Source organism: Laceyella putida, assembly GCF_042665195.1.
GTDB classification, from domain to species: Bacteria; Bacillota; Bacilli; order Thermoactinomycetales; family Thermoactinomycetaceae; genus Laceyella; species Laceyella putida.
Genome location: NZ_JBHTBW010000021.1, coordinates 194585 through 219670 on the forward strand (window position 1 = coordinate 194585; position 25086 = coordinate 219670).

A 25086-nucleotide genomic window follows, 5' to 3' on the forward strand; every position below is an offset into this window, starting at 1 on the left:
AAGGAGGAGACGAGTAGATGAAAGCAAGTGAAATTCGACGCAAATATCTTGAATTTTTCGCGCAGAAAGGGCACCAAATCGAACCGAGCGCTTCCTTGGTTCCAGTGGATGATCCCACACTGTTGTGGATTAACAGCGGGGTGGCCACGCTCAAAAAATATTTTGATGGCCGGGTGACACCGGAAAATCCGCGCATTGTCAACTCACAGAAGTCCATTCGCACCAACGATATTGAAAACGTCGGGTATACTGCCAGACACCATACGTTTTTCGAGATGTTGGGCAATTTCTCCATCGGAGATTACTTCAAAGAAGAAGCGATCACATGGGCATGGGAGTTTTTGACCAGCCCGGAGTGGATGGGCCTGGATCCCGACCGGCTCTCTGTGACGGTCCATCCGGAAGATGATGAGGCATATCGTTACTGGCATGAGAAAATCGGCATTCCAGCCGAGCGCATTGTGAAGCTGGAGGGGAACTTCTGGGATATCGGGGAAGGGCCAAGCGGTCCCAATACGGAGATTTTCTATGACCGCGGCGCGCACATTGGCGACCCCAACGATCCGGAGATGTATCCAGGGGGCGAAAATGAACGCTTTCTGGAGATCTGGAACTTGGTGTTCTCCCAATACAACCACAATCCGGACGGCACCTACACCCCACTGCCCAAGAAAAACATCGATACTGGAATGGGCTTGGAACGGATGGCTTCGGTGATGCAAGACGTGCCGACCAACTATGACACCGATTTGTTTCAGCCGATCATCCAAGCCACCTGCCGCATCACCGGGGCAACCTATGGACAGGACCTTGATACTGACATTGCGTTAAAGGTGATTGCCGACCATATTCGCACCATTGTGTTCGCTGTGGGGGATGGGGTTCTGCCATCCAACGAGGGACGCGGGTACGTCTTGCGCCGCTTGTTGCGCCGAGCGGTGCGGTATGGACGGAAGTTGGGGATGGAACGTCCCTTCCTGCATGAACTCACCCCGATCGTGGCGGAAATCATGCAAGATTATTATCCGGAGCCGCTGGATAAGAAAGATTTTATTGAACGCGTCATCAAAAGTGAAGAAGAGCGTTTCCTGGAAACCCTGAGTGAAGGTTTGCATATATTGGAAAACGTGGTGGCGACCGCAAAAACGGAAGGACGTGCCACGATCACCGGGATGGAAGCGTTCAAGTTGTATGATACTTACGGATTTCCCGTTGATTTGACCGAGGATTTCGCACGGGAACATGGGCTGGAAGTGGATCGGGACGGATTCGAACAGGAAATGGAAACGCAACGGGAACGCGCCCGTGCCGCCCGCCAAGATGTGGACAGCATGCAAGTGCAAGGGGGCGCTTTGGCTGAACTGGAAGCGGTCTCGCGATTTGTGGGCTACACCGAGCGCGAGAAACATACCCGCGTCTCCGCGATTATTGTTGATGACCAAGTGGTTGAGGAGATTCAAACGGGACAAAAAGGCCTTGTCATCTTGGAAGAAACTCCTTTTTACGCGGAAAGCGGCGGACAAGTCGCCGATACGGGTTGGATTGAATCGGCCGGCGGCACACTGCGGGTGGAAGATGTGAAAAAAGGGCCGCGTGGCGAACATGTGCACACCGTGGTGGCGGAAGCGGGAACGATCCGGCAAGGGGCTGAAGTGCGCGCTTCCATTGATGAGACCTTGCGGCAAGACATTGTCAAAAACCATACGGCGACGCATTTGTTGCACAAAGCGCTCAAAGAAGTGTTGGGAGAGCATGTCAACCAAGCGGGTTCCCTGGTCGCTCCCGACCGCCTCCGTTTTGACTTCTCGCATATCGGGGCGATGACATCAGACGAGATTCGTGATGTGGAGCGACGTGTAAACGAGCAAATCTGGGTGAATACTAAAGTCAACATCATGCAAAAACCACTGTCGGAAGCGAAAGCGATGGGCGCGATGGCGCTGTTCGGTGAAAAGTATGGTGATGTGGTGCGCGTGGTGCAAGTGGGTGATTACAGCCTGGAGCTTTGCGGAGGAACCCATGTGGAAAGCACCGGCGAAATCGGCCTCTTCAAAATCCTGAGCGAGAGTGGGATTGGTTCGGGCACACGCCGGATTGAAGCTGTGACGGGCCGTCGCGCGTTCGCATACTTGGAAGGGCAATTGGAACTTCTAAATAAAGCGGCTGCCCTGCTCAAAGCGAAACCTGCGGATGTGGCCGAGCGCATTGAGCAATTGCAGGAGCGGATGAAAGAATTGTCCCGTGAAAACGAGTCGCTTAGGGCGAAGCTAAACCAAGCGGCAGCGGGTGAACTGGTGAACCAGGTTCATGACGTGGACGGGGTGCCGGTTCTTGCGGCGCAAGTGGAAGCCAATGATATGGAGCAACTGCGGTCCATGGTCGACGACTTGAGACAAAAAGTGGGGCAAGGGGTCATTGTGTTGGGCTCCAACGCAGGCGGCAAAGTGCAAATCGTCGCCTCTGTGTCGCCGGACTATGTGAAAGCCGGCTTGCATGCGGGCAAATTGGTCAAAGAAGTGGCTACGCTCTGTGGCGGTGGCGGCGGCGGCCGTCCAGATATGGCGCAAGCGGGCGGCAAACAGCCTGAGCGTTTGCCTGAAGCATTGAGTCGGGTCGCTGAATTCGTCAAAGCGCAAAAATAGAATTTAACAGGAGAATGTCCGGGCAAGGGCGAAGAAGTAAGAAGCTGGTCATCCAAATAGAGAGGTGTGAAATCATCCATGGATGAAACAATGAAGTTTAATTTTCGGGGTGATCAAGACCTTGACCCTAAGGATGTCTTGTTTCAAGTGTACGAGGCGCTGAAGGAAAAAGGATATAATCCGATCAACCAGATTGTGGGCTATCTCATTTCCGGAGATCCTGCTTATATACCGCGCCATAAGAATGCCCGGACACTGATTCGCAAGTTGGAGCGCGATGAGATCATTGAGGAACTGGTCAAATACTACATTGAACAGAATAGTCAATAGAGAGGAAACGACATGGGGTTTGAGGAGTTCTCTTCATTGGATATAGATTCTCCACGCATCCTCGGGTTGGATGTGGGAGAGCGGAGAATTGGCGTCGCGGTCAGTGACTCACTGGGTTGGACGGCCCAGGGAGTCACCGTGATTGACCGGAAAGCGGGCGATTGGTGGCAAGCGCTGGATCGGCTGGTTCAGGAGTACCGCGTCAAAGAGATCGTGATCGGTCTTCCGCGAAACATGAATGGGACATTGGGACCCCGCGGAGAAGCTTGCCAAGCGTTGGCTAAAGAAATTCATGAGCGCTATTCCCTTCCCGTTCACATGTGGGATGAGCGTTTATCCACAGCCGCGGCGGAACGGACGCTGATCGATGCGGACATGTCGCGGAAGAAACGCAAGCAGGTGGTCGACCAATTGGCCGCCACTTGGATATTGCAAGGGTATATTGATGCAAACAGGAGGGTTTAAACATGGCAGAACAACAACAAGAGTTTCTTATGATTCCAACCGAAGATGGAACTGAAGAAAGATTCGAGATCCTGTACACCTTTGAAAGTGACGAAACAGGAAATAAATATATGTTTGTGGCTCCGGCGGATGAATTGGAAAACGAAAACGAAGAAGAAGGCGGCGTAGAGGTGCTGGCTTTCCGTTACACCGAAGAAGGCGATGACATTACGCTGGAGATGATTGACGAAGACAACGAACAAGAATGGAACCTCGTGGAAGAGATGTTTAACACCCTCTTTTCGGGCATCGAATTGGAAGACGAAGATCATAAATAGGTGAGGTTTTTAGACGATGGGTGGAACAGAGGCACGCGAGGTTCAGATTCTACGGCAACAGCTGGCGAATGGACAAATGATCCATCAAGAGACACCCTACCATTTGGTGAATGAAGTGGATGTGGCGGGGCAACATTACGCCTTGTTGCGCAAAGCTGACGATCATCCGGATGACGCTTATCTCTTCCGCGTCAACCAAGGGGCGCTGGAAGAAATTGAGGATGACAATGAATGGGAGAATATTGCCGAAGCTGTTGATGAAATGTTATATTTTCATGAATATCAGTAAAAACGGGGAGGTTTCCCCGTTTTTTTTTCGTTTATCTGTGATACCCTATAAAAGAGTTTTTTTGCAAAAAGGAGATGTTATTTTATTTAGGCAAAAGGGGTACTAAGACAAATGAAATGGTTTTGGCGTATCTTCTTTACCATTGCTCTCTTGGCCGGGTGGGGAATATTGGGTTACTTCTTCGCCGATTTCACCTTGGGATCGCCGAAACGAACCAAACCGGTAGAGGTTGAAATCCCCCCTAATTCGACCTTACAAGAGATCGGGCGCATTCTCAAAGAGAAACGGTTGATCCGCGAAGCGTATTTTTTTCGTTATTATGCGGCATGGAAAAACAAAACCACTCTTCGAGCGGGAACATTTGAAATCTTGCCCGGGGAAACTTTGGATGACATGTTGGCCAAGTTTGCCGATGGGAAAGAGAATAAAGTGAAAGTCGTCATCCCGCCGGGCTGGACCGTATATGAAATCGCAGATCGGCTAGAGGCCAAAGGCTTTGACAAGCAAGCGTTTTTAGAAGCGCTGAACAATAAGAAACCGCAATTCGCTTTTGAATATAAAATCACCAAAGGCCCCTACCGCAAATATAAATTAGAGGGCTATCTTTATCCGGATACATATTATTTCAAGCCAAATGAAAAACCAGAGAAAATCATCAATACAATGTTGGGCCAGTTCAATGACCACTATGAGAAGTTAAATGTGGAAGAAAAACTGCAAAGCCATCCGCGATTAAAAAACATGACGTTGGATAAGGTGGTTACAGTGGCCTCGCTGATTCAGCGCGAGGGACAGGATAAGAGCGAACTTCCTCGGATTGCGGGAGTGATCTATAATCGGCTGGATATCCACATGCCTTTGCAAGTGGATGCGGCGATTGTCTTTATGTATAGAGAGAAAGGGCAAAAAGTCACCCGGGTTTACCAAAAAATGTATAAAGGTGTCCGTCATCCGTACAATACGTACGAAAATATAGGCTTAACTCCCGGACCCATTTCCAACACGACCGAAGATGCGTTGGCGGCGGCGTTGGAGCCTGAGAACCATAAATTTCTGTATTATGTGACGAGAGAAGATGGCACTCATCGTCACTATTTCGCCACCAGTTATGAACAGCATCAGAAATATAACGCGATTAGTAAGAAAAATAGGGAAAAAGTCCAAGCTGTCCAAGCAAGTGGAGAATAAGTTGAGTAAACAGAATCCCCTTCCCTTATAATGAGGAGGGGACTTTTTGTTTTCAAAGCGTGTATGGGATATTTATGTAAATAAAGGATTGTTTTATTTATATAGTGATTGCACGAGTTATGTTAATATGGAATAAAGTTTGGTGAAAGGTTTTTATTTTATTTTGGTAAAAGGAGACCTACGATAATGAGATGGTTTTTGCGTATCTTCTTTACCTTGGTGCTCTTGGCCGGGTGGATCGGATTGGGTTTGCTCTATGTTGATTTTACCTTGGGGTCGTCCAAACGTTCACAACCGGTGCAAGTGCAAATCCCGCCACAAACCTCCTTGCAGGGGATTGGCCGGATTTTGGAGGAAAAAGGCTTAATCCGTGAGTCATACTTCTTTCGTTATTATGTCATTTGGAAACAAAAAACCAATCTGCGTGCGGGCAATTACGAAATCGCGCCCGGGGAAACATTGGACCAGATGTTGGACCGGTTTGCCGAAGGAAAGGAAAATACGGTCCGCATCGATGTCATTCCTGGCTTTACCGCGTATGACATTGCGGATCGCTTAACGAAGAATGGCTTGGATGGACAAGGGTTTCTCAAGGCGCTCAACAACAAGACTCCCAAGTTCGCCTTTGAAAAACAGATTCCCAACCATCCGCAGCGCCCTTATAAGCTGGAGGGGTATCTCTATCCGGACACTTATTACTTTCCTAAAAAAGAGAAGCCGGAAAACATCGTGAACGCGATGTTGGAACGGTTTAATAAACAACTGGTGGAATTGAAGATCCAGGAGCAGTTGCAACAAGATTCACCGCTGAACGGCAACAAGCCGATGACGCTGGACCAATTGGTGACCGTCGCTTCCCTCATTCAACGGGAAGGCCAGGTCAAAAGCGAAAAGCCCATTATCGCAGGCGTGATCTATAACCGGTTGCAAAAAAACAAAAAGCTGCAAGTGGATGCAACGATCGTGTTTATGTATCGAATGAAAGGGCAAAAAATTAAGACAGTGTTGGAGAGAATGTATTATGAAAAGCATCCTTACAGCACTTATGCGATCACCGGATTGCCGCCCGGCCCCATTTCCTCTCCGACCAAAGTGGAGTTGGAAGCCGCCTTGCACCCGCAGAAGCATCGATACCTATTTTATGTGACAAGGGATGACGGCTCCAACCTTCATTATTTTGCGGAGAATGATCAAGGGCATAAAGCCAATTTGCGAAAACGGGAGCAGAATCGTCAAAGAGCCCAAGCGAGTCGACAATAGGACTCCCCTCCACGTCACCCGCTTGAGCCCTAAAAAGCCTGGCTATGTATGAGCCAGGCTTTTTGATCATTTTTGGATGTCCGCGATGAGCGCTTGCTTCGATTCCAGCTTCGCGATGGCGGGAGCCACTTCGCGCGCCGGAGAGACCTCATTGCCGTTCACTGCGAATTTGCCTTGGTAGGCGCCAATGATCACATACGCCTCCTCAGCGGTAACGGGACCTTGGTATTTTTGCAGGAACAGGACATAAGACTGGTTCTTGTCCATGATTTTATTGCCCTCGACGGTATAATGATTGTTCCCATCAAATCCGCCGGTTTCCAAGATGCGAATCGTTTTGCCGTTCACACTGCCTTTGATCGTTTGCGTCACTTTAAAATCCGTAGTTGTGAACAGCATATTTTGATATTTGATCCCTCTTTGTTTGGCCAAGGTGGTTCCTTCGACGATTAATTCAGCTTCCTGCTTCATTTCATCCACACTGCTATATTGCTTGTCCAGGGAAACACCCAGTTCCAATTCTTTGGGTGCGAAAAAGGAATAGTATAATCCGCCCGCAAGCAAAAGAACGAGAGCGACCATCAACAGGGGATAGGAACTGCGCTTGATGTGGTTGATCATGGGGTTGGTTCCTCCTTTATGAATCAGTAAATGGCATTGACGCCGTTAATATCGTCTTGTGTCGGGGAATAAACGGTCCGTCCATCGTTGTCGTACATGACAGCCCCGCCGGGTCCCAAGCGGTTTTCATGGCCAAGTCCCAGGGCATGTCCCAGCTCATGGGTGATGACTCCTTTGCGTTTTTGGGAGCTGTATCCATCCGTATAGTAGGTGTTAATGGAGATATCCATGCGATAAACAGTGCTGCCGGAGCTGGAGCCAACGGAACAGAGTCCACTCCAGGATACGTTGCCAAAGTTGCCGGCCGTGGTGGTGATGCCGGGGCTTGAGCTGTAGGACAGATTGGCATCGGTCCAGTTGCTCCATTCCGTTTTGCCGTTGTTGCATTGCGTCGTGTAGTCGCCGTACATGTCGCATTCATACGTGATGTTGGGACTGGACCACTTATAACCCCACAGCACATAGGCAAATGTGGGCGACCAGGCACCCAGGACAAGTAAAAACATGGCGATCGCTAACCCTTTTTTCATGATGTTAACCTCCTGTAGCAATAGGTTAAAAAGTTTAATATTTAAATTATTTGATAACCAATCATATTTAACCTTTGTTTAAATGAAAAAATATTAAGACAATATATTTTTATAAAATCAATAAAGGATTGAGTCGTTAAATTGTGGCGGGATGTCGTATTTTTCTTTATTAATTGGTTAAAAATAACATTATTGCGATAAATTTATATAGAAAACACGAGATATTATCTGTTTCGAAAAAAGAAAGGCGATGGCCAAAAATATGAGAATCTAATTCCTACGGTTTCTTTATGAGTCGTTTACGTGTTGTTAACATCATTCCATTAATTTAGAACATGATAGAACCGCATTTCCGGATGGGGAGTGAGTGTCATCATGGCAGAAAATCATATAACACGACGAGAATTCATGAAGTTTGTCGGGGTGGGGACAGCGGCATTGGTCGGAGTGACAACGGGAATGGATCAAGTGGCCCAGGCGGCGGAAAAGGGAGCGACCGACGCCTTTAAGAAAATGGCGCAACGCCCGCCATTTCGCCCGATCTCTCCATCTGACCAGGACAAGTTGCTTTTGCCTCCAGGGTTTCAGTATGATGTGATCGCCGCTTGGGGCGATGACATCGGAAATGGCGAAAAGTTCGGTTATAACTGTGATTTGACCGTATACTTCCCAATCAAAGGATCATCTGAACACGGCCTCTTATGGGTAAATCATGAATATGTGGGCTCTGGGGCGTTATGGATGTATACAGCCGATACGCCGGATGCCCGGAAGCATGCCATTGAACAATACAATGTCGGTGGAAGCGTTATAGAAATTAAGAAAACGGATGGCAAGTGGAAGCTTGTGAAAGAGAGCCGCTATGCCCGTCGGATTACCGCCAATACGATGATGGATCTGACCGGTCCCGCATGCGGGGATGCCACGGTCGGTCACGTTACCGAAGTGAAAGGGACATTTGCCAACTGCAGCGGGGGCAGAACGTTATGGAACACCGTGCTTTCTTGTGAAGAAAACTTTGAGGAAGACGCGGCGCGTTGGGGACGCAACTCTACCCACTATGGTTGGGTTGTGGAAGTCGATCCGTTTGACCCAACTTCCAAACCTCGCAAACATACGGCGCTCGGTCGTTTCGCCCATGAAAACGCCGCGATGACCTTATCGAAAGATGGGCGCTTGGTTGTGTATATGGGTGATGATTCCAATGACCAATATTTCTACAAATTTGTGAGCGCGGAGAAATATCAGCCGGCTCTGGGCAAAGCCAACCACACGCTACTCAGTCGGGGGACGCTTTATGTGGCGAACTTGGGTGATGGCGTATGGGTGCCCTTGGATTTGGAACGGAGTCCGGCTTTAAAAGCGAAGTTCGCCACACAGGGGGATGTGCTGGTGCATGCCCGGGATGCGGCCAAATTAGTGGGGGCCACGCCGCTTGACCGTCCGGAAGACGTGGAAGTCAATCCGCGCGATGGCAGCGTATACCTCGCCTTAACCAATAATACGAAACACGGAAATTTTCACGGCCAAATCTTGCGCCTGATGGAAGCCGGGGATGATGCGGCGGCTGAACGATTTATCTTTGAAGTGTTTGCCGTGGGGGGGCGCCAAAGCGGCTTCTCTTGCCCGGATAATCTTCTGTTTGACAAGCAGGGCAACTTATGGGTGTGCACGGATATTTCCTCAAGCAAGCTGAACCAAGCCAATACCTATGAAACGTTTAAGAATAACGGGATTTTCTTTATCGCGACCCAAGGGCGGCAAGCGGGGGAAGCCTTCCAATTCGCTTCGGGGCCCCGGGAAGCTGAGATGACAGGGCCTGACTTTACCCCAGATCAACGCACGCTGTTTATCGCTGTCCAGCATCCGGGTGAAGAGACTCAAGATCCGCAGAATCCAACCAGCCATTGGCCTTATGGTGATATGCCGCGTCCGGCTGTTGTCGCCATTCGCGGATTCTGAACGGAGATTTGAATCAACTTTGACAACACGTTTTCGCGCGTATACCCCGCTCATTTCCTGTCCAAGCTGGAGAGAGAAGAGCGGGGTGTTTATGTATGAGAAAGTGGCGTACCTGGTTAATCAGCTTCGGATTGATCGCCACGTTTGGCCTGATCGTGTGGCGTCTTTATTATATTCAGATTGAGGCGACACGCTCATTTTCCATGTTCAATCAGCGGGTGGATCTCATCAAATTGGCGGAAGAGCGCCACCAGGAAGAAATGTTGCTCAACAGCGGCCGGGGTGCGATCTTGGATCGTCACGGGGAGCGATTGGCTGGTGGGGATGATTATCACCTCCTTGTGTTTCCGCAGACCCCATATCAGTTAAAATCGAGAGCGAAGCAGTTTGCCCAATTGGCCTCCTTTATTCATATGCCGGTTGCGGAGCTGGCCGACCAATTGGCGCGGATCCGTTTTCCCCTTCTGCTCTCGGGAAGGATGGGAGAAGAAATGGTCTTGTCCCAAGCGGATAAGGAAATGATTCGCCAGTTGAATTTGCCGGGGGTGTTGGTGGTTCGCTCCGACTATCGGATGGCGATGAACCAGCCAGCCCAACAGGTATTAGGGCGTGTGATTCAAAATCCCGCCCTTTTAAAAGCATGGTATCCCGATCATGTGGCGAACGGCCAATGGTCACCTGGCTCTTATATGGGGGTGACGGGAATCGAAGCCTCCTTTGAACCCTTTTTGCATGGCGGCAATGAGGAGCGCCTGGCTTATACGACGATGGGCAGCGGGCTGCCGCTTATCGGCGGGCAGATGAAGCTGAAACAAAACCGGGCAGGAGGCGATGCCATCCCTTATACAGTGGTGACCACGTTGGATAAGGAGATCCAGTTGCGCGTTGAACAGATCCTGCGTGAGGAAAACATGCAGGATGGAGCCGTCGTGGTGCAGGAGATCGCCAGCGGGGATATCTTGGCGATGGCAAGCCGCCCAGCGGTGACCAAGGGGGAAAATGAGAATCAACCTTGGGATAACCGGGCGCTGTTGGAGACAACACCCGGTTCAATCTTTAAGACCGTGATCGCGGTTGCGGCGCTGGAACAGGGAATCGTGAAGCCGGATACGGTCTTTCATTGCGATGGGGAATTGGAACAGGCCCGTTTAACGGATGAACAACCACATGGACGCCAAACGTTTGCGGAAGCTTATGCCGACTCCTGCAATGTGGTGCTGGGCATGATTGCGCAAAAATTGGGCGCGGAGCAAATTGAAGCCTATGCCAAGCGGTTGGGCTTGACGCAAGAAGTGATCTGGTCCGGCAAAGTGTTTCACGATAAGCACTTTAAGCAGTTGCCACAGGAACAGAAAGGAATGGTCTTTGCCAAATCGACGCCGAAAAACGATCTCGGCGTTAAGGCCCAGACGGGGATTGGCCAGCGGGATGTGAGGGTGACCCCATTGCAAGCGGCCAATATGGTAACGGCTTTGTTTCACCAAGGAAAACCACCCAAACCCCGGGTGGTGAAGGAAATCCAAGATGGGACTGGACAGGTGATTTATCGGTTCCAGCCTCAATATGTGCCGGAAGCACAACCATTAAAACCGGAGACGATTGAAGCGATGAAGCGGATGATGCGCATGGTGGTTACCGAAGGGACCGGCCAATCGATTGCCCATGCCGAGTGGCCCCTGGCCGCCAAAACAGGAACAGCGCAAATAGGAATGGATAAAAAACGTTATAACAAATGGATGATTGGTTTTGGTCCATACGCCAAACCGAAAGTGGCCATCTCCGTGGTGTTGAGAGGGATAGGAAACCCGGATGATCCGCGGGCCAAGCGGATTTTCATGAAAATAACGGACGAAATAGCAAAACTGGGGAAATCGGATGAAAAGCAACGCTGAATGAAGAGTTGATTTGTTTTGAAATAGAAGATTATATGAATATAAAAGCAACCAGATCGACTTCTGGTTGTTTTGTTATGTCGATATGATTATCATATAGTTAGGCTAAAAGGATAAGGTAAAAGGAGTAGAAACGATGAAGATCACAGTGAACCTGACAAAGGCTGAACTAGATTTGATTGAAGAAGCACTCTTACAGTACCAAAATCTGTTGTTGAAGTCCAAAGACCAGGATGAGATGGTATCGGATGAGTTGAAACTGGTTCGCCGCGTCTTGGAAGAATTCGGCATGGAAGGATTGGATGATGAACAGTTGGAGCAAATCCAACCACAAGGACAAAAAGCATTGCCGATCCCACCCGCCAACAACCAATATCCAACCCAACCCAACCAATTCCCTGGACCGAACCAATACCATGGTCCAGGCACGTTTGTAGCACCCAATCAATACCCGTTTTCTCGTTGATGCCAGCTTGAATAAAAGGTGAACATGGGGATGGATTCACTCCCTTTCTTAGCCTGATCCGTGCATGTTCATGCGCTAATAGGAGTTGCCTCACTTGATGGGGTCAACTCCTTTTTATATCAATGCGAGCAAGAAAACCCCTAGCTTCAGCTATGGGGATGAGAGCGAGCGTCGCGGGATAACCCAAGAATTCCCTGCCTTTAGGCATGGGGAGTGGTCAATTGACAGGCATAAAGAACAATGAACCAAGTAACACGATTTACTAACGGTTGGTTTAAAGAAGAAAAAACGAATATATTATTGTATAATTAATTTTGATATAAACGAATTCATGTCTCAGGAGGCTTTTATGCATGTTTTAAACAAGGGTTTGCTGGCTTTTACCCTGCTATTCTCTCTATCCGGTTGTTCGATGCCTTGGCAGGAGGAAAAGCCTGTCTTGGAAAAAACGGAACCTTCACTGCGTCCGCCCACGTTAGTGGAAGTGCTGGAATTGGCGGAGACAACGTTGAAACGAGGAGAAGGCTGGAGCTTTCAGCTCAAAAGCCAGGAAAAATTAACATTGAAGCAGCAACAGACGGGAGCCCGGTTTGAAGCAAAGGTCAATGTAACCATAGACCCTTATGCGTTAAGCAGTCAGGGTACCATCTTATCCAAGGGGAAGAAAAAAGCGGAGCAGTTGGTGATCATCGGGGAAAAAGGTTACCTCAAAGAGGGGAAAGGGCCTTGGAAGACGGGAACACGCGTCCAGATGCAGACGAGCATAGAAGATCCGACGCAAGCACTGGTTGAATTGGCATCAGTGGCCAAGCAAAAAAACGCCAAGCTGAAGATGGTGGAGTCGCATGGATACACCAGCGTTACGGCGGAGTTGGCCCCGGGGCAAAACGAAGGGGTTTTGTGGAGCAAGGCGCGGGCGGAGCTGGAGCCCACCCTGAAACAATTAAAGGGATTGGGAATCCGGGTTAATCCGGCTAAGATTTCCTTAAAATCCTATAAAAGAGAAGTGCATATCGATCCAAAGACGCATGTGCTTCACGCCGTTTCGACTCAGTTTGTGTTTCAGCTTCCAACGGCGACGGGCATGATTGCCTATCAACAAATCCAAACGGCAGAAGTGCGCGGTGTGTTCAAGGGAAGAATCACGCTTCCGGCCGAGTTACAACCGAAAGCAAAGTGATGCGGGAACCAACGCTCTAACCAACAAATGAGAAGCGCCTCTCATTGACGATCACCTGGCCTTGGACTGGGTGTGATTGTTTTTCCCCGACATGGCGGTTTGGGATGGCTGAGCTCAACTAAACTCCGAATTCAATTCAGAATGTTGAGATGATTTGGATTGACCTTTAATCGAGGGAGGAGAAAGGATGAACCGAAAGGACAAGGTGCGACAACAGTTTGGCGCAACGGCGGAGGGTTATGCGACGAGCGAGATTCATGCCAAGGGACAAGACTTGGCGTGGATCGTAGAAGAAGTGTCCCGCTTGGAACCGCGCTCGCTCCTGGCGCTCGATATCGCAACAGGGGCCGGAAATACGGCATTTGCCTTAAGCTCTTGTGTCGGACGCGTGATTGGTTTGGATTTGACTGAGCAAATGGTGGAAGTGGCGGCACGGGGGGCACGGGAGCGGGGAATTCGGAATGTGACTTGGATGGTCGGTGATGCTGAACAATTGGCCTTTCCCGACCAATTGTTTGATGTGATCACCTGCCGGTTGGCCGCACACCATTTTCCGCGCGTAGCCCAGGCTTTTAAAGAAGTGGTTCGTTGCCTGGTGCCGGGTGGCTGTTTTATCTTGATCGATAATGTCGCTCCTGAAGGGCCGGGTGAAGAAACGCTTTATAATCAGATTGAGGCGTTGCGGGATCCGTCTCATGGGCATATCCATACGGTTGAAGGTTGGACCTCATTCCTGAAAGAAGCGGGTTTTACGCGGGTGGAACGGGTGCGCGCATGGACATTTGCCGAAGATATGCATCAGTGGTTTGAACGCATGAAAACGCCCCAAGATCACAGGGAAAAGATATTGGCGCTGCTAAAGGCCGCTCCATCGGCACAACAAGCCGCCTTGGGATTCGATCCGAGCAGTGACCGGCCCAAATGGCTGTTGCGCAAAGCGTTGTGGGTTTGCAAGAAGTAGCCTGCATGACTGTTAAATAAATGAAAAAGCTAGGTTGAATCCTAGCTTTTTCTATTTCGCCCTAGTTATGTTTAATCAGGGGATGGTTTTTATTTTTTGATTTGGCAGGAAATGATTGCCGACGAGTCGTATGCAATATGGAAAGGGTAACGCAATCGCAATGGATTACATAACAGGGAAGCGAACAGATCCGTTCAAGAGAGGTTCTACCAGATCCAGTCCCTTACCTAATTGGTTGCATGACATAAAAAAAGGAGAGTCGTTATGTTGAAAACGATGGATACAACAACAGCCGCGGAGGAAGGGTTCGTGGGGAAAATGGCGGAGAATGGCAGTGTGGCATTTAACAAGTCAAGTAAAAAATCCGAACGGAAGAATGACCACTCCAAAGGAATTTTGGCTCACTACATGGCCACCAATGTGGTGGAAAATTACATCCGTGTGGAAACCAGTATGCCGGAATCGCTCTATCGTTTCTTTGAAGAGTATTGCCGGCGTTATAATATCACTGTCGCGCAGGCCTTGTGTTTGTTGGTGGAGATTGAGCGTGATCTGATCCGCGGGATCGAAGAGTGAACCGCTCTTTTGTGAACGCAGATGATTCAGTTGTCCAGGTTTAAGGGGTTCCCAAGCGGAAAAAAGCGGTTCTGACGAAGCCGATGAAGGAATGGGCATCCCTCGCAGCCAAAGGGGAGAGAGAATGGAGATTGCGGGCGTCATCTTAGCCGGGGGACAAAATCGGCGGATGCATGGACAGATGAAGGCATTGTTGCCAATAGGGGAAGAGATGATCATTGAGCGGCAAGTCAGGGAGATGAAGCGGATTTGTCAGCAGGTCATATTGGTGACCCAGCAACCGGAAGTGTTTCCTGCGTGGGTTAAGCGGGAGGTGCAGGTGATTGGGGACGAGATTGCCGGATGTGGTCCGTTAAGTGGGATGGATGCCGCCTTTGCAGTAGCCGCGACGCCGTATGTATGGGTGGTGGCTTGCGACATGCCGTATCTTTCGGCGGTGGTAGCGGCCGCGTTGAAACAAGAACTGGAACGGTTGCGGAAAGAAGCGGCGATCCCGCGTCTTCAAGGCAAAGATCATCCGCTGCATGGGGTGTATCGGGTCGACACGGGTGAGCGAATACGGGAACTCCTGTTGCGGAAGCAGTATCGGGTCAAGGAGTTGCTGCAACAATTGTCATGCGCTTATGTGGAGGAACGTTTCTTTGCCGAGCAAGACCTTTCCACGCGATGTGTGATCAATATCAACACAAGGGAAGAGTATGAGGCGTTCGTTAAACAGGGAGCTTCCTGATGCGGGAAGCTCCCTGTTCTTCAAATGAACCGGTAATAGAAACAAGGTGAAACGAATCTTGCGCATTGGCACAAACATAATACCCTTAGGTAACAAGGTAAACCCTCTTATTAGCAATGCCCATTTGCCGGATTGAGTGGGCATCTAAGGAAAAGCGATTTAAGATTAGACAGCATTGGAAAAGAGGCTGGTTGGGACTAAAAATAACCAAGGCGCGGTGATGATGCCCATGGTTAAGCCCAGGCGATAAGCCACTTTCTCTTCAACGCCGGCACGGTATGCCAGCCAATGGTTGAATCGGAACAGGAGGTAGCCGCAAAAGATCACGACCAACAGGTGAATCAGTACAGTGGTCGGTTCATTCCATATGAAGTAGATGTCGAGGATTTTCCCTGTCATTGCTTCGTATGACGAAATGAGGATGCTCAGCGTCAACACGCCGATGATATCGACAAGAAACCCGATGCCATAGGCCTGCAAGATAAGTCTGCGCATGTTTTTCCATGGCAAGGAGACGCCATTGTACCGCAACTTGAGACTCCACACGGCTGAAGCCGTGGGATTCTTGGGTAGTTAGCGCACTCAATCCATTTCTGCTTCATGCAACTCCCAAGTTCAGGGCTGTCTCATCAGCCCATCCCATGCAGTTCTACAACTCATGTTGCATGTACCCACATGGGCGGAACGCCTGTTACCAGCGTCCTAGTTCCGTTTCACTCACTCTCATGATTTTACCCAGTGGGAGAGATTGGTTCGCCACTGGAACCCCATATCATGACGTACAGAGGAACAAAACCCACTACCAGTGGGATGAGCACCGCTCATGCGTTAGATTATACTGAAAATTGTTGTTCTTAACAATCCCATAAAGGGATTACCGAGCAACGCAGACTTTCATCCCATCCTTGAAAGAGTTGGGCTTTCAGTCGGCAACTTCTGTAAAGGGATGAAGATGAGTAGCGGGATAAAAATGGCGATCCACAAAGGGAAGATGAGATTATACAAGTTGATGCCTGGTTGCGTATTCCTCACCAGGGGCCTTCCTTGAATAAGACAATCGGGAATTATCGGGGATTCCCTGTGTGTCGATATGGCCTAATCGCTTACTCAGGCAGTGTCCACTTCCACCAGTGAGGAATCCCCGGGGAATCTTTTGTTGCCCGCTTTACCCCTTCGCATCAATGATCAGAAAATATTCGCATGTTGTATCTTGACGGTTATCAAAGCGATGGTCCACATTGGCTTCGAAATAAAAAGAATCTCCTTCGTCAAGGTTGTAGCGATATGTTTCATCCAACGTGACCGTGAGGCTTCCTTTGCTGACGTAAACATATTCTTTGACATGTTTCTTATGGGCGGGGAAAATTCCAGTGCTCTGACGGGGCGGCAAAACATTCAAAATGAATTCAATCCCTTTGGACGGAAACGCGGGCGAGAGAAGGTGGCGTTTAAAGCCGCTTTCGTCATCGCTTAAGATGATCCGTTCCGCCCGGGGAATGAGAATGGCGTCGCGGATTTCGCGTTGCTCCAGCAGTTGGGAGACAGATACGTTGAGGGAATTCGGTTGCCCGAAAACGGTTATGGATCGCGTTAACCAGGGGGATGTGTACAATGCCAAACCAAGAGAAAGGATTTTGTTCGTATCAAGATTGGATGTGATGATGCCGAAACGGAATGGCTTTGAAGTGTGCAAGATGCTCCAAGCCAGGTTTGATGTGGGCGTGATTCTTCTCACCGCCAAGAATGATATTGTGGACAAAGTATTGGGGCTGGAATTTGGGGCGGATGATTATGTGACGAAACCGTTTGACATCCGTGAATTGGTAGCCCGGGTTAAATCCCTTATCCGGCGTTTGGATAAGAAACATCCCCATTCTCCTGCGGAATTGCGGGTAAGTGGACTGCGGATCGGCTTAAAACAGCGCAAAGTCCTGGTGCATGATCAAGAGGTCGAGCTGACCCCCAAGGAATTCGACCTGCTGGCTTTGCTGTTCTCCAATCTGGAGCGTGTCTATACGCGGGAAGAATTGCTGGATTTGGTCTGGGGGATGGAATACGTCGGAGGGACGCGGACTGTGGATATTCATATCCAACGCTTGCGCAAAAAGTTGGGCCCTTCATGCCAACAGTTGTTGCAAACCGTGTATGGTGTGGGATACAAAGCGGTCGGTGACTGCGGATGAACCTGAGCATCCGGATCAAATCCAGTGTTTTTTTGGCGCTCTTACTTTTGTTGACGGTCTTCATTTTAAGTACGATGGTGCTGAAAAGTGTGGAAACCAATCAACGACAACAGCAGGAAGCCGCGCTTGACCACCAAATCAAGCTGGCCCATCTGACCATCACCGAAGCGTATTTGGTCTCCACATCAGAGCAACCGCAATCCTTCACGCGGTTTATGGACCGCCACGGCCAGGAGCTTGCGACGCAAATCGGCTTGACGAGCGGTTTGCATGTGCGCCTCTTCAACCAACAAGGGACGGAGATCGGGAACTCCGCCTCCAATATTAATTCAAGAAACATCCGCCCGCTCGTTTCGCAAGCGCTCAAGGGGAAAATCGCATATCAAACGCAAGGGGAAACCTTGGTTTATGTCTCCCCTCACATTGGAAATGAAGTGCAGGTAGATGGAGTATCCAGTGGCAAAAGATCAGGCCTTCTATCATTATATCTATACTCGTTTTCTATCTATCGGCACATTGATTTTCATCATCAGTTTTATTGTCGGCTACCTCTATTTCAGCCGTCTCACCGGGGGGATCATGCGGTTGAAAACAGCAGTGGAACAAATCCGGCGAGACGCGTTTCTGGCCAAGTCGCCGCTCGATCGGAAGGACGAGTTGGGCGACTTGAGCCAAGGCGTATATTATATGAGCACGCAAATCGCCCAGCATATCGAACAGTTGCAAGAAGAGAAAGACAAATTGCGGGCGGCGGTCGAACAGCTCAAACAGCTGGAGCAAAAACAAAAACGTTTCATCGGCAATGTGACGCACGAATTTAAAACTCCCTTGACGGTCCTGAAAGCGTATACAGATTTGCTCGAATGGTATCCGGATGATCTTGAGCTGATCAGTGATGCGAAACGGAAACTTGGCAAGGTGACGGACAACTTGATTCAAATGGTGGAGAAAGTGCTGTATTTGGCCTCTTTGGAACAATACGATTTCACCCATTACGCCGAGCCGGTTGCCGTCAAGGAAACGCTGGGTGAATTGTGTGAACGGATGAAAGGGAAAGCGCAAACATTGGGCATCAAGTTGCATATTGCGTTGACCGAAGCGGTGATCTGGGCAGATCGGGAGAGTGTGATGCATATCTTCATGAATCTGTTGGATAATGCGATCAAATATAACCGACCGCAAGGGGAAGTGTGGGTGGATAATGAAATCCAGGGAAACGAAGTCGTCATTCGCGTCGGCGATACGGGGATGGGAATTCCCGAGGCCGCCCGCGCCAAAATCTTTGAGCCGTTTTATACGGTGAACAAAGACCGTTCACGCCAATCCGGGGGAACGGGATTGGGATTGACCCTCGTCAAAGAGTTGGTGGAGAAACAAGGAGGCAAGATTCAGCTGAAAGAAGAGAAGGGGCAGGAAACTTGTTTTGTCGTTACCTTTTCAAGGCATCAACCCTGAAGTTACAACTTTGAAACAATGAATTGCTAGTTGGAAACGATCGTTGATCTTGTGGAGAAAAACGTTTGTTATGCTGGAAGCAAGAGAAGGGAAGGAGGCTTCAGAATGGGATGGTTCCCTAAAGGGATGAGCGGTTTGGCCTTGGTTTCGCTTGCTTTTTTAACAGGTTGTTCGATGGAAAGATTGTCTGAGACGGAAGCATCCACGACGGGTCGGCAAGAGATCGCTACGCCATCCGGCACGATGACTGTGAAAGATAGCCCGAGACACCATGTGTACAATGAAGTGGCTTTGCGGAAGATCATGCGCTACGAAGGCTTTCACGGAATGGATTTCCATTCGGAGAACCAATTGTTGATTCGCCAGGATAACAAAGATTACCCGCCCATTCCGGTGGAGGATGGGGAAATCTATCCGCGCAATCTCTATCTGTATCACACCGTCAAGAAAGAAGCGAAGCTGATCTACGGGGCACCAGAAATCCACTGTAACGCGCAATATTCACCAGACAAGCGTCATATTTACTATGTACAAAACACGGAAGAGACCGGCACCGCTTATATCATGGATCATGAAGGGAAAAAGCGGGTGCCTGTGTCGGAAAAAGGAAGGGTCCATGTCTTCTCCGGTCATTGGTTAAACAACGAGGAAGTGTTGTATGCGACCTTCTCCGGTGAGATTTACCGGGCGGATCTCAGCGGGAAGAAGCAACTGTTGGTAAAGACGGGCAAATCCTCCATCAAAAATACGTATTTGATCAATGACTGGGTGTATTACACCACCATTGACGGCGAACTGGTTGCGTACAATTTGAAGACGAAGCAAACCAAAGGGTTGAAAAAGAATGTCGTGTGGGTTGCCCCTTCTCCGGACCAAAAGTGGCTGGCCCTTGTGGTGAATGAGGCGGACAGCCACATGACACTGATGTTGACCGATTTGCAGGGCCGGTCCAAAGCCAAATTAAACGAAGCGTCGGAAATCCATGGAGTGAGCTGGTCTCCGGACCAGACAAAGCTTTCCTATATCTTGTCTTCCCAGGACGCGAAACAAGGGTTGTTTGTCACGGATGTGCGATCAAACAGAGCTGTCCAACTGACGGCGGATGTCTATCATCTCATCGCTCCCATCAAGTGGGATGCCGCCAGCAAGAACATGTTGCTTTCCACAGTGGGTGAAAAAGGGTTTGTCACTTATGTATTCAGCTTGAAATGACAAGATAGGCCTGGGGTCATGGCATGTTCATCCGCCCATGGCCCGCGCAAACATGAAAAAGCAGCCGGATCCGTTTCCGGCTGCTTTCATCATATTTGAATGGGTTGGGAGAATGATTTCGGTGGAAACCTCACTTCCGCATGCCGAATGCGGCGTTGATTTGACCCCGAATCATTTGATCGCGCAGTTGGCGATGTTTCAATTGGTTTTCCATTCGTTTGATTTCCAACGTTTGCAGACCATCTTCCATATGATTGGCAATATCCATCAGCTTCTCAATATCCGAAAATGAGAATTTCCTTGTACCGCCTTTGGTTCGCTCGGGAAAAATCAATTGTCTCTCTTCATAGTAGCGAATCTGCCTAATGGATAATCCCGTTATTTCGCTCACCGTCCCAATATTAATGACTTTGCGGTCTTTGTAGGACATAAGCAGCTCACCTCGCTTTTTACTTTAACATAAAAGCGGGTTGGCGCATGGTTTTTTGTTAGATTTTCTTACAAAAAAAGTGGATATAGGTGTTTTTTGTGTAATGTAATCTAACATAAATATGGAAAGATTATTCGTGGCTATGACATAATTATTTTGAAAGGATAATGAGGTCGGTTAGAGAATAGTTGATAAATTGGCATTCGATTCCAATATGGGCGGCGCATGTGGATGGTACTCGCTTTGGCATGTGCGGAGAAATCTCCGCTGTTCACGTATCTATAAGATGAGAGGGGATGGAAAGGTTGGAATATTCGGCTTGTTGTCAAATCCCGTCAAAGATTGCGTTGGTTGATGTCATCCGATTTGTGGAGAAGGCCGATCAATACCGTTGTTATATTATCATCGAAGCGAATCATATCAGCATCAATGCCAAAAGCTTGCTCAGCATGTGCATGCTGGTGTCGGGGTTGATCAAAGGTCCCGCCATCATCCGCACTTCGGGCGAGGATGCGAGAAAGGCGCTGGAGGAAATGAAGTGGTTGCTCACACAAACGAAGCGGCATCAGAGCCAAGCGGAAGCGCGTGTGGAAGCGGACACCTTGGCGAACATCGATTTGTGTCCGGTTGACGCCAAAGAAAAGTGGGGCTCTTCTCCGCCGGACATATAGGACAAGTTGTTGGGGTGCATCGCCATATGGGCAGGGCTGGCATTCGGGAAAAACACATCAGCCTTCAGAGACGCGGCCTGGAGGAAATGCCCGCCAAGCTAAACGGACCGCGATCAAACCGATGATTGGTGGGATTGGAACGGAAATGAGCGGGAATTGGTTGAAGAAGGGGTACCTGAATATATAACTGAATACTCGGTTCACCGTTGTGGACTACGCGCCTCGGGCTTTGTGTACCAGCCTGGGGTTTTCTTTTGAATAAGGGTATGTGTTCGCGAATTTCATGTCAGTCCGCAAAATAAACAAGTGTCTAACACCACATTTAAATGAAAAAGGTGTGTTGACCTTGACGTTGGGTCAACCGTTACTCTGATTCTTGAAAAAAGTTGATTGGGAGGGGTTCCCGTGCCAGATCACACAGTCATTTATACTAAGAAAGCCGAACAATATGACCTTTTGATTTCAAGGCAGAAAAGTGTTTATCAAACCTTGGAAAAAATTAAACCATTTGAGGGATTGGACATCATTGACATGGGAGCGGGGACGGGAAGGCTGACTTGTCTTTTGGCCCCAAAAGCCAAATCGATTCTTGCTCTTGACGCTTCACAAGCGATGTTGGATGTGACGGCAAACAAGCTCAAGGAGATGGGTCTCAATCATTGGAAAACCCGAGTGGCCGACCATCGGCAACTCCCTGTTGGAGATAACAGTGCGGATTTGATTGTTTCGGGATGGAGCATTTGCTACTTGGGCAGTTCAAATGTGCCGGGCTGGAGACGATATGTTCATCAGGTTATGGAAGAAATAAAACGGGTTCTAAGGCCCGGTGGCAGCGTGGTGATTTTAGAAACAATGGGTACAGGAACCGCCCTTCCGACTCCTCCTGATTTTCTAAAGGGCTATTACTCGCTGCTGGAAAATGGTTATGGCTTTTCCAAAACGGTAATTAGAACAGACTATGCTTTTGCAAATATTGCGGAAGCCGGAGACTTAACGAGACTTTTCTTTGGCGATGAGTTGGCGGATCGGGTTGTTGAGCAAGGACTCGTTCAATTGCCGGAGTGGGCCGGAGTTTGGTGGCGCGAGTTTACATGATACTTGCCAAGCAACAATGGCCACTTCTAACATGTCAACTGAACAGGCATGAAATCTGCGAAAAAGCGTCAAATTCCTTTAGATGGCATGGAACGGGATGCAAAAGAGATCGATTGATTTACGAAATCACAATTTCGTAAATCAAAATCATAAAACCAGCCATGCCAATGGTTTTCTTATAGATTGATTCGGTTTTCTTGGTGTTTGAATTTGTCATCTACTTCTCGTTTCTCATTTTGTTAAGTCATCTTGGTTTTGTGATGCGGGTTGTTCTTATAAGCTTGAGTTCACATGTTGAAAATTTGGTTTGTCAACAAACAAGATGATGATTGCGTTCATGGCAGGTCATGGATTGTTCTGGTGGATACTTATTACCGCGTCCGGGATTGGGCGTTTTTTTTGTTTTTGCTTGCTGCCAAACGCACTCGCATCTTGGCGGAAATAGGACAAAAACCCTCCATCATATACATAAAAAGTGGTTAGGCAAATAGGGGTCACCCATAAGCCCAACGTGTCATAAGGTAGTATTGTCTGCGCTTACGAACGGGTGGAGGTGGAGTTATTGTTTGGACTTTTTTCTACAGTGGCGATGCTGATCAAAGAGATGATCGCCTTTGTTTCGTATATTAAAAATAATGCCTTTCCGCAACCCTTGTCAGAAGAAGAGGAAGCGGAATGTTTGAGGCGTTTGGCTGCGGGAGATCAGGATGCGAGAAACAAGCTGATCGAACACAACTTGCGCTTGGTGGCCCATATTGTGAAGAAGTTTGAAAACACAGGAGAGGATAATGAAGACCTCATCTCGATTGGCACGATTGGCTTGATCAAAGCGATTGAGTCTTACCAGCAAGGCAAAGGAACAAAGCTGGCCACTTATGCTGCTCGTTGCGTAGAAAACGAAATCCTGATGTTTTTGAGATCGCTCAAAAAGTCACGCAAAGATGTATCGTTGCATGATCCGATCGGAACGGATAAGGAAGGGAATGAGTTACCACTTAGAGGTTATCTGTTTTAAGGCATCATTAGATTTTTGGGTGTAAAGTCAGCTCGAATTCTTCTCCTCGCTGGTGTTTTTCTTTACGGTATATGCAAAATTCGAGGACACTCTTGAGCAGAGTGTTTTTTTGTTTGGGGTCATCTAGCTGGGGATATAATTCCAAGACGTGCTTGACCCGGGGAATGATTTCAATTTGGGCTTTGGCTTTTGATTTTTCCTTTTCAAGTTCCATGAAAGATCGTTCAATCGCTTCACGCACTTCATTTAATCGCACCGCCAAGTTTTTGGACCGTTCCAGATAGGTCTCTTCATCGTAAATTTGCCGTTCCAACAAGTCATGCAACCGTCCCTTTTGCGCTTCCAGGTTCTTGATCTCCGTTTGCAAATTTTTGATCGTTACTTCAATCAAATCGACCTTATGGTTAGATTCTTTAGGCATATCCTCTTGGCTCCATTGGAGTTGATATGCTTCGAGCCAAGTGTTTAAACCGGTGATCACCCGGTTTTCCACCAAATCGAATCGGGTGCTTTTATTGTCGCAGTGGCGGTTTTTGCAGATCAAGTGTGGCTTTTGTTTGGTGTAGGGTCTTAAGACCATCGATGAATTGCATTTGACGCAACGAATTAAACCTGCCAGGGGATTGGTTATTCCATTCATTAAGTGATATGGCACATGATATTTTTTCTTCAAAATCTCTTGTGCTTTTTGGAACTGTTCTTCAGAGATCAAGGGTTCATGTTTTCCTTTTACATCGATCCATTCTGATTGTGGACGCGTTTTTGATTCCCGTGTTTTAGTTGGATCGAGCGACTTTTTGTAGGACTTTTTCTTCCATTGAATGCGACCGATATAGACGGCGTTTTTAATAATGGTTAAGACACTAGAACTGTTCCAGAGTTTGTTGGTATAAGTGCGCAGGCCCAGTTCATTTAAGCGATTGGCGATATGACCGCAGCCTAGTCGTTCATTGGGGTTATCGTTGGTGTACCAATCGAAGATCATTTTTACCACTGGTGCTTGCTCGGGATCAGGTACCAAGTATCTGCCGCTACGATCGTCCACTATCTGGTAACCGTAGGGCGGACGGGTACCGATATAATTCCCTTCCTCTACTGAGCGTACACGACCGCTTTGCAGTCGTCGGGTGATGATTTTTAACTCCTTGCGTGCCATAAACGCTTCAAATTCTGTATACTCTTCATCAAATTCATCGCGCAAGTCATATGTTTTACGCGGTGTAATAATCTTCGTGCCGGACTTTTTAAAGGTATCCAAGATAATTCCTTGTTCCTGCATGTTACCGCGTCCCAAGCGGTCCATATCCATCACCAGAACCCCATCGTAAAAACCTGCATCCACTTCTTTCAAAAGCTCCATCATTTCCGGCCGGTGGATCAAGCTTTCTCCGGAAACGACCTCTTGCCGGATGCGCACGATATTTAGGTTCATTTTCTTTGCCAGTTTAAGTAGAGCTTTTTTGTGTTTGGCCAGTGTTTCCCCTTCGCCACGCGCTTCGGCTTCTAAATCGGCACGAGATTTACGTAAGTAGATTGCGACTCGTTCCATAACGACCTCCTAAAATTAGTTGGGTTGTCCTCGTCTTGCTTCTGCATACCTTTTAGCGAGGTGATCA

Annotated in this window: 24 protein-coding genes and 2 pseudogenes; 20 read left to right on the forward strand and 6 right to left on the reverse strand. The window is 48.5% G+C overall.

All coding sequences use genetic code 11. From position 1 onward, the window contains the following. The first annotated feature begins 17 nt into the window (after positions 1 to 17). From alaS to mltG (ACFQNG_RS09480), 7 genes are all read left to right on the forward strand, one after another. Complete coding sequence (gene alaS, locus ACFQNG_RS09450; protein ID WP_379864673.1) at positions 18 to 2642, forward strand: alanine--tRNA ligase; 2625 nt, start codon at positions 18 to 20, stop codon at positions 2640 to 2642. A 90-nt stretch (positions 2643 to 2732) separates the two neighbouring features. Beyond that, positions 2733 to 2972 carry an IreB family regulatory phosphoprotein gene (locus tag ACFQNG_RS09455; RefSeq protein ID WP_379864674.1) on the forward strand — a complete coding sequence of 80 codons (240 nt, stop codon included), beginning with the start codon at positions 2733 to 2735 and terminating at the stop codon, positions 2970 to 2972. 36 nt (positions 2973 to 3008) lie between these two features. After that, complete coding sequence (gene ruvX / locus ACFQNG_RS09460) at positions 3009 to 3437, forward strand: Holliday junction resolvase RuvX (RefSeq protein ID WP_379864675.1); 429 nt, start codon at positions 3009 to 3011, stop codon at positions 3435 to 3437. Between the two features lie 2 nt (positions 3438 to 3439). Then, the gene (locus tag ACFQNG_RS09465) at positions 3440 to 3754 is read left to right on the forward strand and encodes a DUF1292 domain-containing protein (protein ID WP_379864676.1); all 315 of its coding nucleotides are present in this window, start codon (positions 3440 to 3442) and stop codon (positions 3752 to 3754) included. A gap of 16 nt (positions 3755 to 3770) precedes the next feature. Then, positions 3771 to 4043, forward strand: coding sequence for a DUF1292 domain-containing protein (locus tag ACFQNG_RS09470; RefSeq protein ID WP_379864677.1), 273 nt, complete (start codon positions 3771 to 3773; stop codon positions 4041 to 4043). Positions 4044 to 4154: 111 nt separating this feature from the next. Next, the gene (mltG, locus tag ACFQNG_RS09475) at positions 4155 to 5231 is read left to right on the forward strand and encodes an endolytic transglycosylase MltG (protein WP_379864678.1); all 1077 of its coding nucleotides are present in this window, start codon (positions 4155 to 4157) and stop codon (positions 5229 to 5231) included. 186 nt (positions 5232 to 5417) lie between these two features. Next, positions 5418 to 6491 carry an endolytic transglycosylase MltG gene (mltG, locus tag ACFQNG_RS09480; RefSeq protein WP_379864679.1) on the forward strand — a complete coding sequence of 358 codons (1074 nt, stop codon included), beginning with the start codon at positions 5418 to 5420 and terminating at the stop codon, positions 6489 to 6491. A gap of 66 nt (positions 6492 to 6557) precedes the next feature. Here the strand turns inward: mltG (ACFQNG_RS09480) and ACFQNG_RS09485 are convergent, their stop codons facing one another. Beyond that, the gene (locus ACFQNG_RS09485; protein WP_379864680.1) at positions 6558 to 7112 is read right to left on the reverse strand and encodes a hypothetical protein; all 555 of its coding nucleotides are present in this window, start codon (positions 7110 to 7112) and stop codon (positions 6558 to 6560) included. Positions 7113 to 7135: 23 nt separating this feature from the next. Next, entirely contained in the window at positions 7136 to 7642 is a 507-nt protein-coding gene (locus ACFQNG_RS09490) for a matrixin family metalloprotease (protein ID WP_379864681.1), read from the reverse strand. 375 nt (positions 7643 to 8017) lie between these two features. Between ACFQNG_RS09490 and ACFQNG_RS09495 the strand changes: the two genes are divergently transcribed. From ACFQNG_RS09495 to mobA, 7 genes are all read left to right on the forward strand, one after another. Next, a complete protein-coding gene (locus tag ACFQNG_RS09495; protein ID WP_379864682.1) occupies positions 8018 to 9604 on the forward strand; it encodes a PhoX family protein in 1587 nt (528 codons plus the stop codon). 95 nt (positions 9605 to 9699) lie between these two features. After that, the gene (locus ACFQNG_RS09500) at positions 9700 to 11496 is read left to right on the forward strand and encodes a peptidoglycan D,D-transpeptidase FtsI family protein (RefSeq protein WP_379864683.1); all 1797 of its coding nucleotides are present in this window, start codon (positions 9700 to 9702) and stop codon (positions 11494 to 11496) included. 136 nt (positions 11497 to 11632) lie between these two features. Then, on the forward strand, positions 11633 to 11962 hold the full coding sequence (locus tag ACFQNG_RS09505) for a hypothetical protein (RefSeq protein ID WP_379864684.1): 330 nt from the start codon (positions 11633 to 11635) through the stop codon (positions 11960 to 11962). Positions 11963 to 12311: 349 nt separating this feature from the next. Then, on the forward strand, positions 12312 to 13142 hold the full coding sequence (locus ACFQNG_RS09510; protein WP_379864685.1) for a hypothetical protein: 831 nt from the start codon (positions 12312 to 12314) through the stop codon (positions 13140 to 13142). A gap of 187 nt (positions 13143 to 13329) precedes the next feature. Beyond that, positions 13330 to 14103, forward strand: coding sequence for a class I SAM-dependent methyltransferase (locus ACFQNG_RS09515; protein ID WP_379864686.1), 774 nt, complete (start codon positions 13330 to 13332; stop codon positions 14101 to 14103). A gap of 264 nt (positions 14104 to 14367) precedes the next feature. Next, positions 14368 to 14679, forward strand: coding sequence for a hypothetical protein (locus tag ACFQNG_RS09520; protein WP_379864687.1), 312 nt, complete (start codon positions 14368 to 14370; stop codon positions 14677 to 14679). A 124-nt stretch (positions 14680 to 14803) separates the two neighbouring features. Then, positions 14804 to 15409: a molybdenum cofactor guanylyltransferase gene (gene mobA, locus ACFQNG_RS09525; RefSeq protein ID WP_379864688.1), complete on the forward strand. Its 606-nt coding sequence runs from the start codon at positions 14804 to 14806 to the stop codon at positions 15407 to 15409. A gap of 165 nt (positions 15410 to 15574) precedes the next feature. Here mobA and ACFQNG_RS09530 read toward each other — a convergent pair whose 3' ends face one another. Together ACFQNG_RS09530 and ACFQNG_RS09535 are read right to left on the reverse strand one after the other, a co-directional pair. Then, the gene (locus ACFQNG_RS09530; protein WP_379864689.1) at positions 15575 to 15940 is read right to left on the reverse strand and encodes a hypothetical protein; all 366 of its coding nucleotides are present in this window, start codon (positions 15938 to 15940) and stop codon (positions 15575 to 15577) included. Positions 15941 to 16574: 634 nt separating this feature from the next. Beyond that, the gene (locus ACFQNG_RS09535; RefSeq protein WP_379864690.1) at positions 16575 to 17021 is read right to left on the reverse strand and encodes a cupin domain-containing protein; all 447 of its coding nucleotides are present in this window, start codon (positions 17019 to 17021) and stop codon (positions 16575 to 16577) included. Positions 17022 to 17058: 37 nt separating this feature from the next. On the opposite strand from ACFQNG_RS09535, the pseudogene ACFQNG_RS09540 reads away from it, so the two are divergent. From ACFQNG_RS09540 to ACFQNG_RS09550, 3 genes and pseudogenes are all read left to right on the forward strand, one after another. After that, positions 17059 to 17592, forward strand: a pseudogene (locus ACFQNG_RS09540) (winged helix-turn-helix domain-containing protein); the annotation flags it as partial. A 456-nt stretch (positions 17593 to 18048) separates the two neighbouring features. Further along, positions 18049 to 19047, forward strand: a complete 999-nt coding sequence (locus ACFQNG_RS09545) for a sensor histidine kinase (protein ID WP_379864691.1) — start codon at positions 18049 to 18051, stop codon at positions 19045 to 19047. A gap of 105 nt (positions 19048 to 19152) precedes the next feature. Then, positions 19153 to 20259: a TolB family protein gene (locus tag ACFQNG_RS09550; RefSeq protein WP_379864692.1), complete on the forward strand. Its 1107-nt coding sequence runs from the start codon at positions 19153 to 19155 to the stop codon at positions 20257 to 20259. Between the two features lie 130 nt (positions 20260 to 20389). Here the strand turns inward: ACFQNG_RS09550 and ACFQNG_RS09555 are convergent, their stop codons facing one another. Then, the gene (locus tag ACFQNG_RS09555) at positions 20390 to 20689 is read right to left on the reverse strand and encodes a MerR family transcriptional regulator (RefSeq protein WP_379864693.1); all 300 of its coding nucleotides are present in this window, start codon (positions 20687 to 20689) and stop codon (positions 20390 to 20392) included. Between the two features lie 296 nt (positions 20690 to 20985). On the opposite strand from ACFQNG_RS09555, the gene ACFQNG_RS09560 reads away from it, so the two are divergent. From ACFQNG_RS09560 to ACFQNG_RS09570, 3 genes and pseudogenes are all read left to right on the forward strand, one after another. Then, positions 20986 to 21360 carry an HPr family phosphocarrier protein gene (locus tag ACFQNG_RS09560; RefSeq protein WP_379864694.1) on the forward strand — a complete coding sequence of 125 codons (375 nt, stop codon included), beginning with the start codon at positions 20986 to 20988 and terminating at the stop codon, positions 21358 to 21360. 405 nt (positions 21361 to 21765) lie between these two features. Beyond that, a complete protein-coding gene (locus ACFQNG_RS09565; RefSeq protein WP_379864695.1) occupies positions 21766 to 22455 on the forward strand; it encodes a class I SAM-dependent methyltransferase in 690 nt (229 codons plus the stop codon). 562 nt (positions 22456 to 23017) lie between these two features. Further along, a pseudogene (locus ACFQNG_RS09570) lies at positions 23018 to 23452 on the forward strand (sigma-70 family RNA polymerase sigma factor); the annotation flags it as partial. A 25-nt stretch (positions 23453 to 23477) separates the two neighbouring features. Here the strand turns inward: ACFQNG_RS09570 and ACFQNG_RS09575 are convergent. Then, positions 23478 to 25019, reverse strand: a complete 1542-nt coding sequence (locus tag ACFQNG_RS09575; protein WP_379864696.1) for a recombinase family protein — start codon at positions 25017 to 25019, stop codon at positions 23478 to 23480. Positions 25020 to 25086 lie beyond the last annotated feature (67 nt).

What these genes read in the sequence shown, in the direction of transcription:
- ACFQNG_RS09485 (WP_379864680.1), bottom strand. Translation starts at nt 7,112, where the DNA reads ATGATCAACCACATCAAGCGCAGTTCCTATCCCCTGTTGATGGTCGCT.
- ACFQNG_RS09520 (WP_379864687.1), top strand. Translation starts at nt 14,368, where the DNA reads ATGTTGAAAACGATGGATACAACAACAGCCGCGGAGGAAGGGTTCGTG.
- mltG (WP_379864678.1), top strand. Translation starts at nt 4,155, where the DNA reads ATGAAATGGTTTTGGCGTATCTTCTTTACCATTGCTCTCTTGGCCGGG.
- ACFQNG_RS09510 (WP_379864685.1), top strand. Translation starts at nt 12,312, where the DNA reads ATGCATGTTTTAAACAAGGGTTTGCTGGCTTTTACCCTGCTATTCTCT.
- ACFQNG_RS09575 (WP_379864696.1), bottom strand. Translation starts at nt 25,019, where the DNA reads ATGGAACGAGTCGCAATCTACTTACGTAAATCTCGTGCCGATTTAGAA.
- ACFQNG_RS09505 (WP_379864684.1), top strand. Translation starts at nt 11,633, where the DNA reads ATGAAGATCACAGTGAACCTGACAAAGGCTGAACTAGATTTGATTGAA.
- ACFQNG_RS09465 (WP_379864676.1), top strand. Translation starts at nt 3,440, where the DNA reads ATGGCAGAACAACAACAAGAGTTTCTTATGATTCCAACCGAAGATGGA.
- mobA (WP_379864688.1), top strand. Translation starts at nt 14,804, where the DNA reads ATGGAGATTGCGGGCGTCATCTTAGCCGGGGGACAAAATCGGCGGATG.
- ACFQNG_RS09560 (WP_379864694.1), top strand. Translation starts at nt 20,986, where the DNA reads ATGGAAAGGTTGGAATATTCGGCTTGTTGTCAAATCCCGTCAAAGATT.
- ACFQNG_RS09495 (WP_379864682.1), top strand. Translation starts at nt 8,018, where the DNA reads ATGGCAGAAAATCATATAACACGACGAGAATTCATGAAGTTTGTCGGG.
- ACFQNG_RS09550 (WP_379864692.1), top strand. Translation starts at nt 19,153, where the DNA reads ATGGGATGGTTCCCTAAAGGGATGAGCGGTTTGGCCTTGGTTTCGCTT.
- ACFQNG_RS09490 (WP_379864681.1), bottom strand. Translation starts at nt 7,642, where the DNA reads ATGAAAAAAGGGTTAGCGATCGCCATGTTTTTACTTGTCCTGGGTGCC.
- alaS (WP_379864673.1), top strand. Translation starts at nt 18, where the DNA reads ATGAAAGCAAGTGAAATTCGACGCAAATATCTTGAATTTTTCGCGCAG.
- ACFQNG_RS09455 (WP_379864674.1), top strand. Translation starts at nt 2,733, where the DNA reads ATGAAGTTTAATTTTCGGGGTGATCAAGACCTTGACCCTAAGGATGTC.
- mltG (WP_379864679.1), top strand. Translation starts at nt 5,418, where the DNA reads ATGAGATGGTTTTTGCGTATCTTCTTTACCTTGGTGCTCTTGGCCGGG.
- ACFQNG_RS09515 (WP_379864686.1), top strand. Translation starts at nt 13,330, where the DNA reads ATGAACCGAAAGGACAAGGTGCGACAACAGTTTGGCGCAACGGCGGAG.
- ACFQNG_RS09500 (WP_379864683.1), top strand. Translation starts at nt 9,700, where the DNA reads ATGAGAAAGTGGCGTACCTGGTTAATCAGCTTCGGATTGATCGCCACG.
- ACFQNG_RS09555 (WP_379864693.1), bottom strand. Translation starts at nt 20,689, where the DNA reads ATGTCCTACAAAGACCGCAAAGTCATTAATATTGGGACGGTGAGCGAA.
- ACFQNG_RS09470 (WP_379864677.1), top strand. Translation starts at nt 3,771, where the DNA reads ATGGGTGGAACAGAGGCACGCGAGGTTCAGATTCTACGGCAACAGCTG.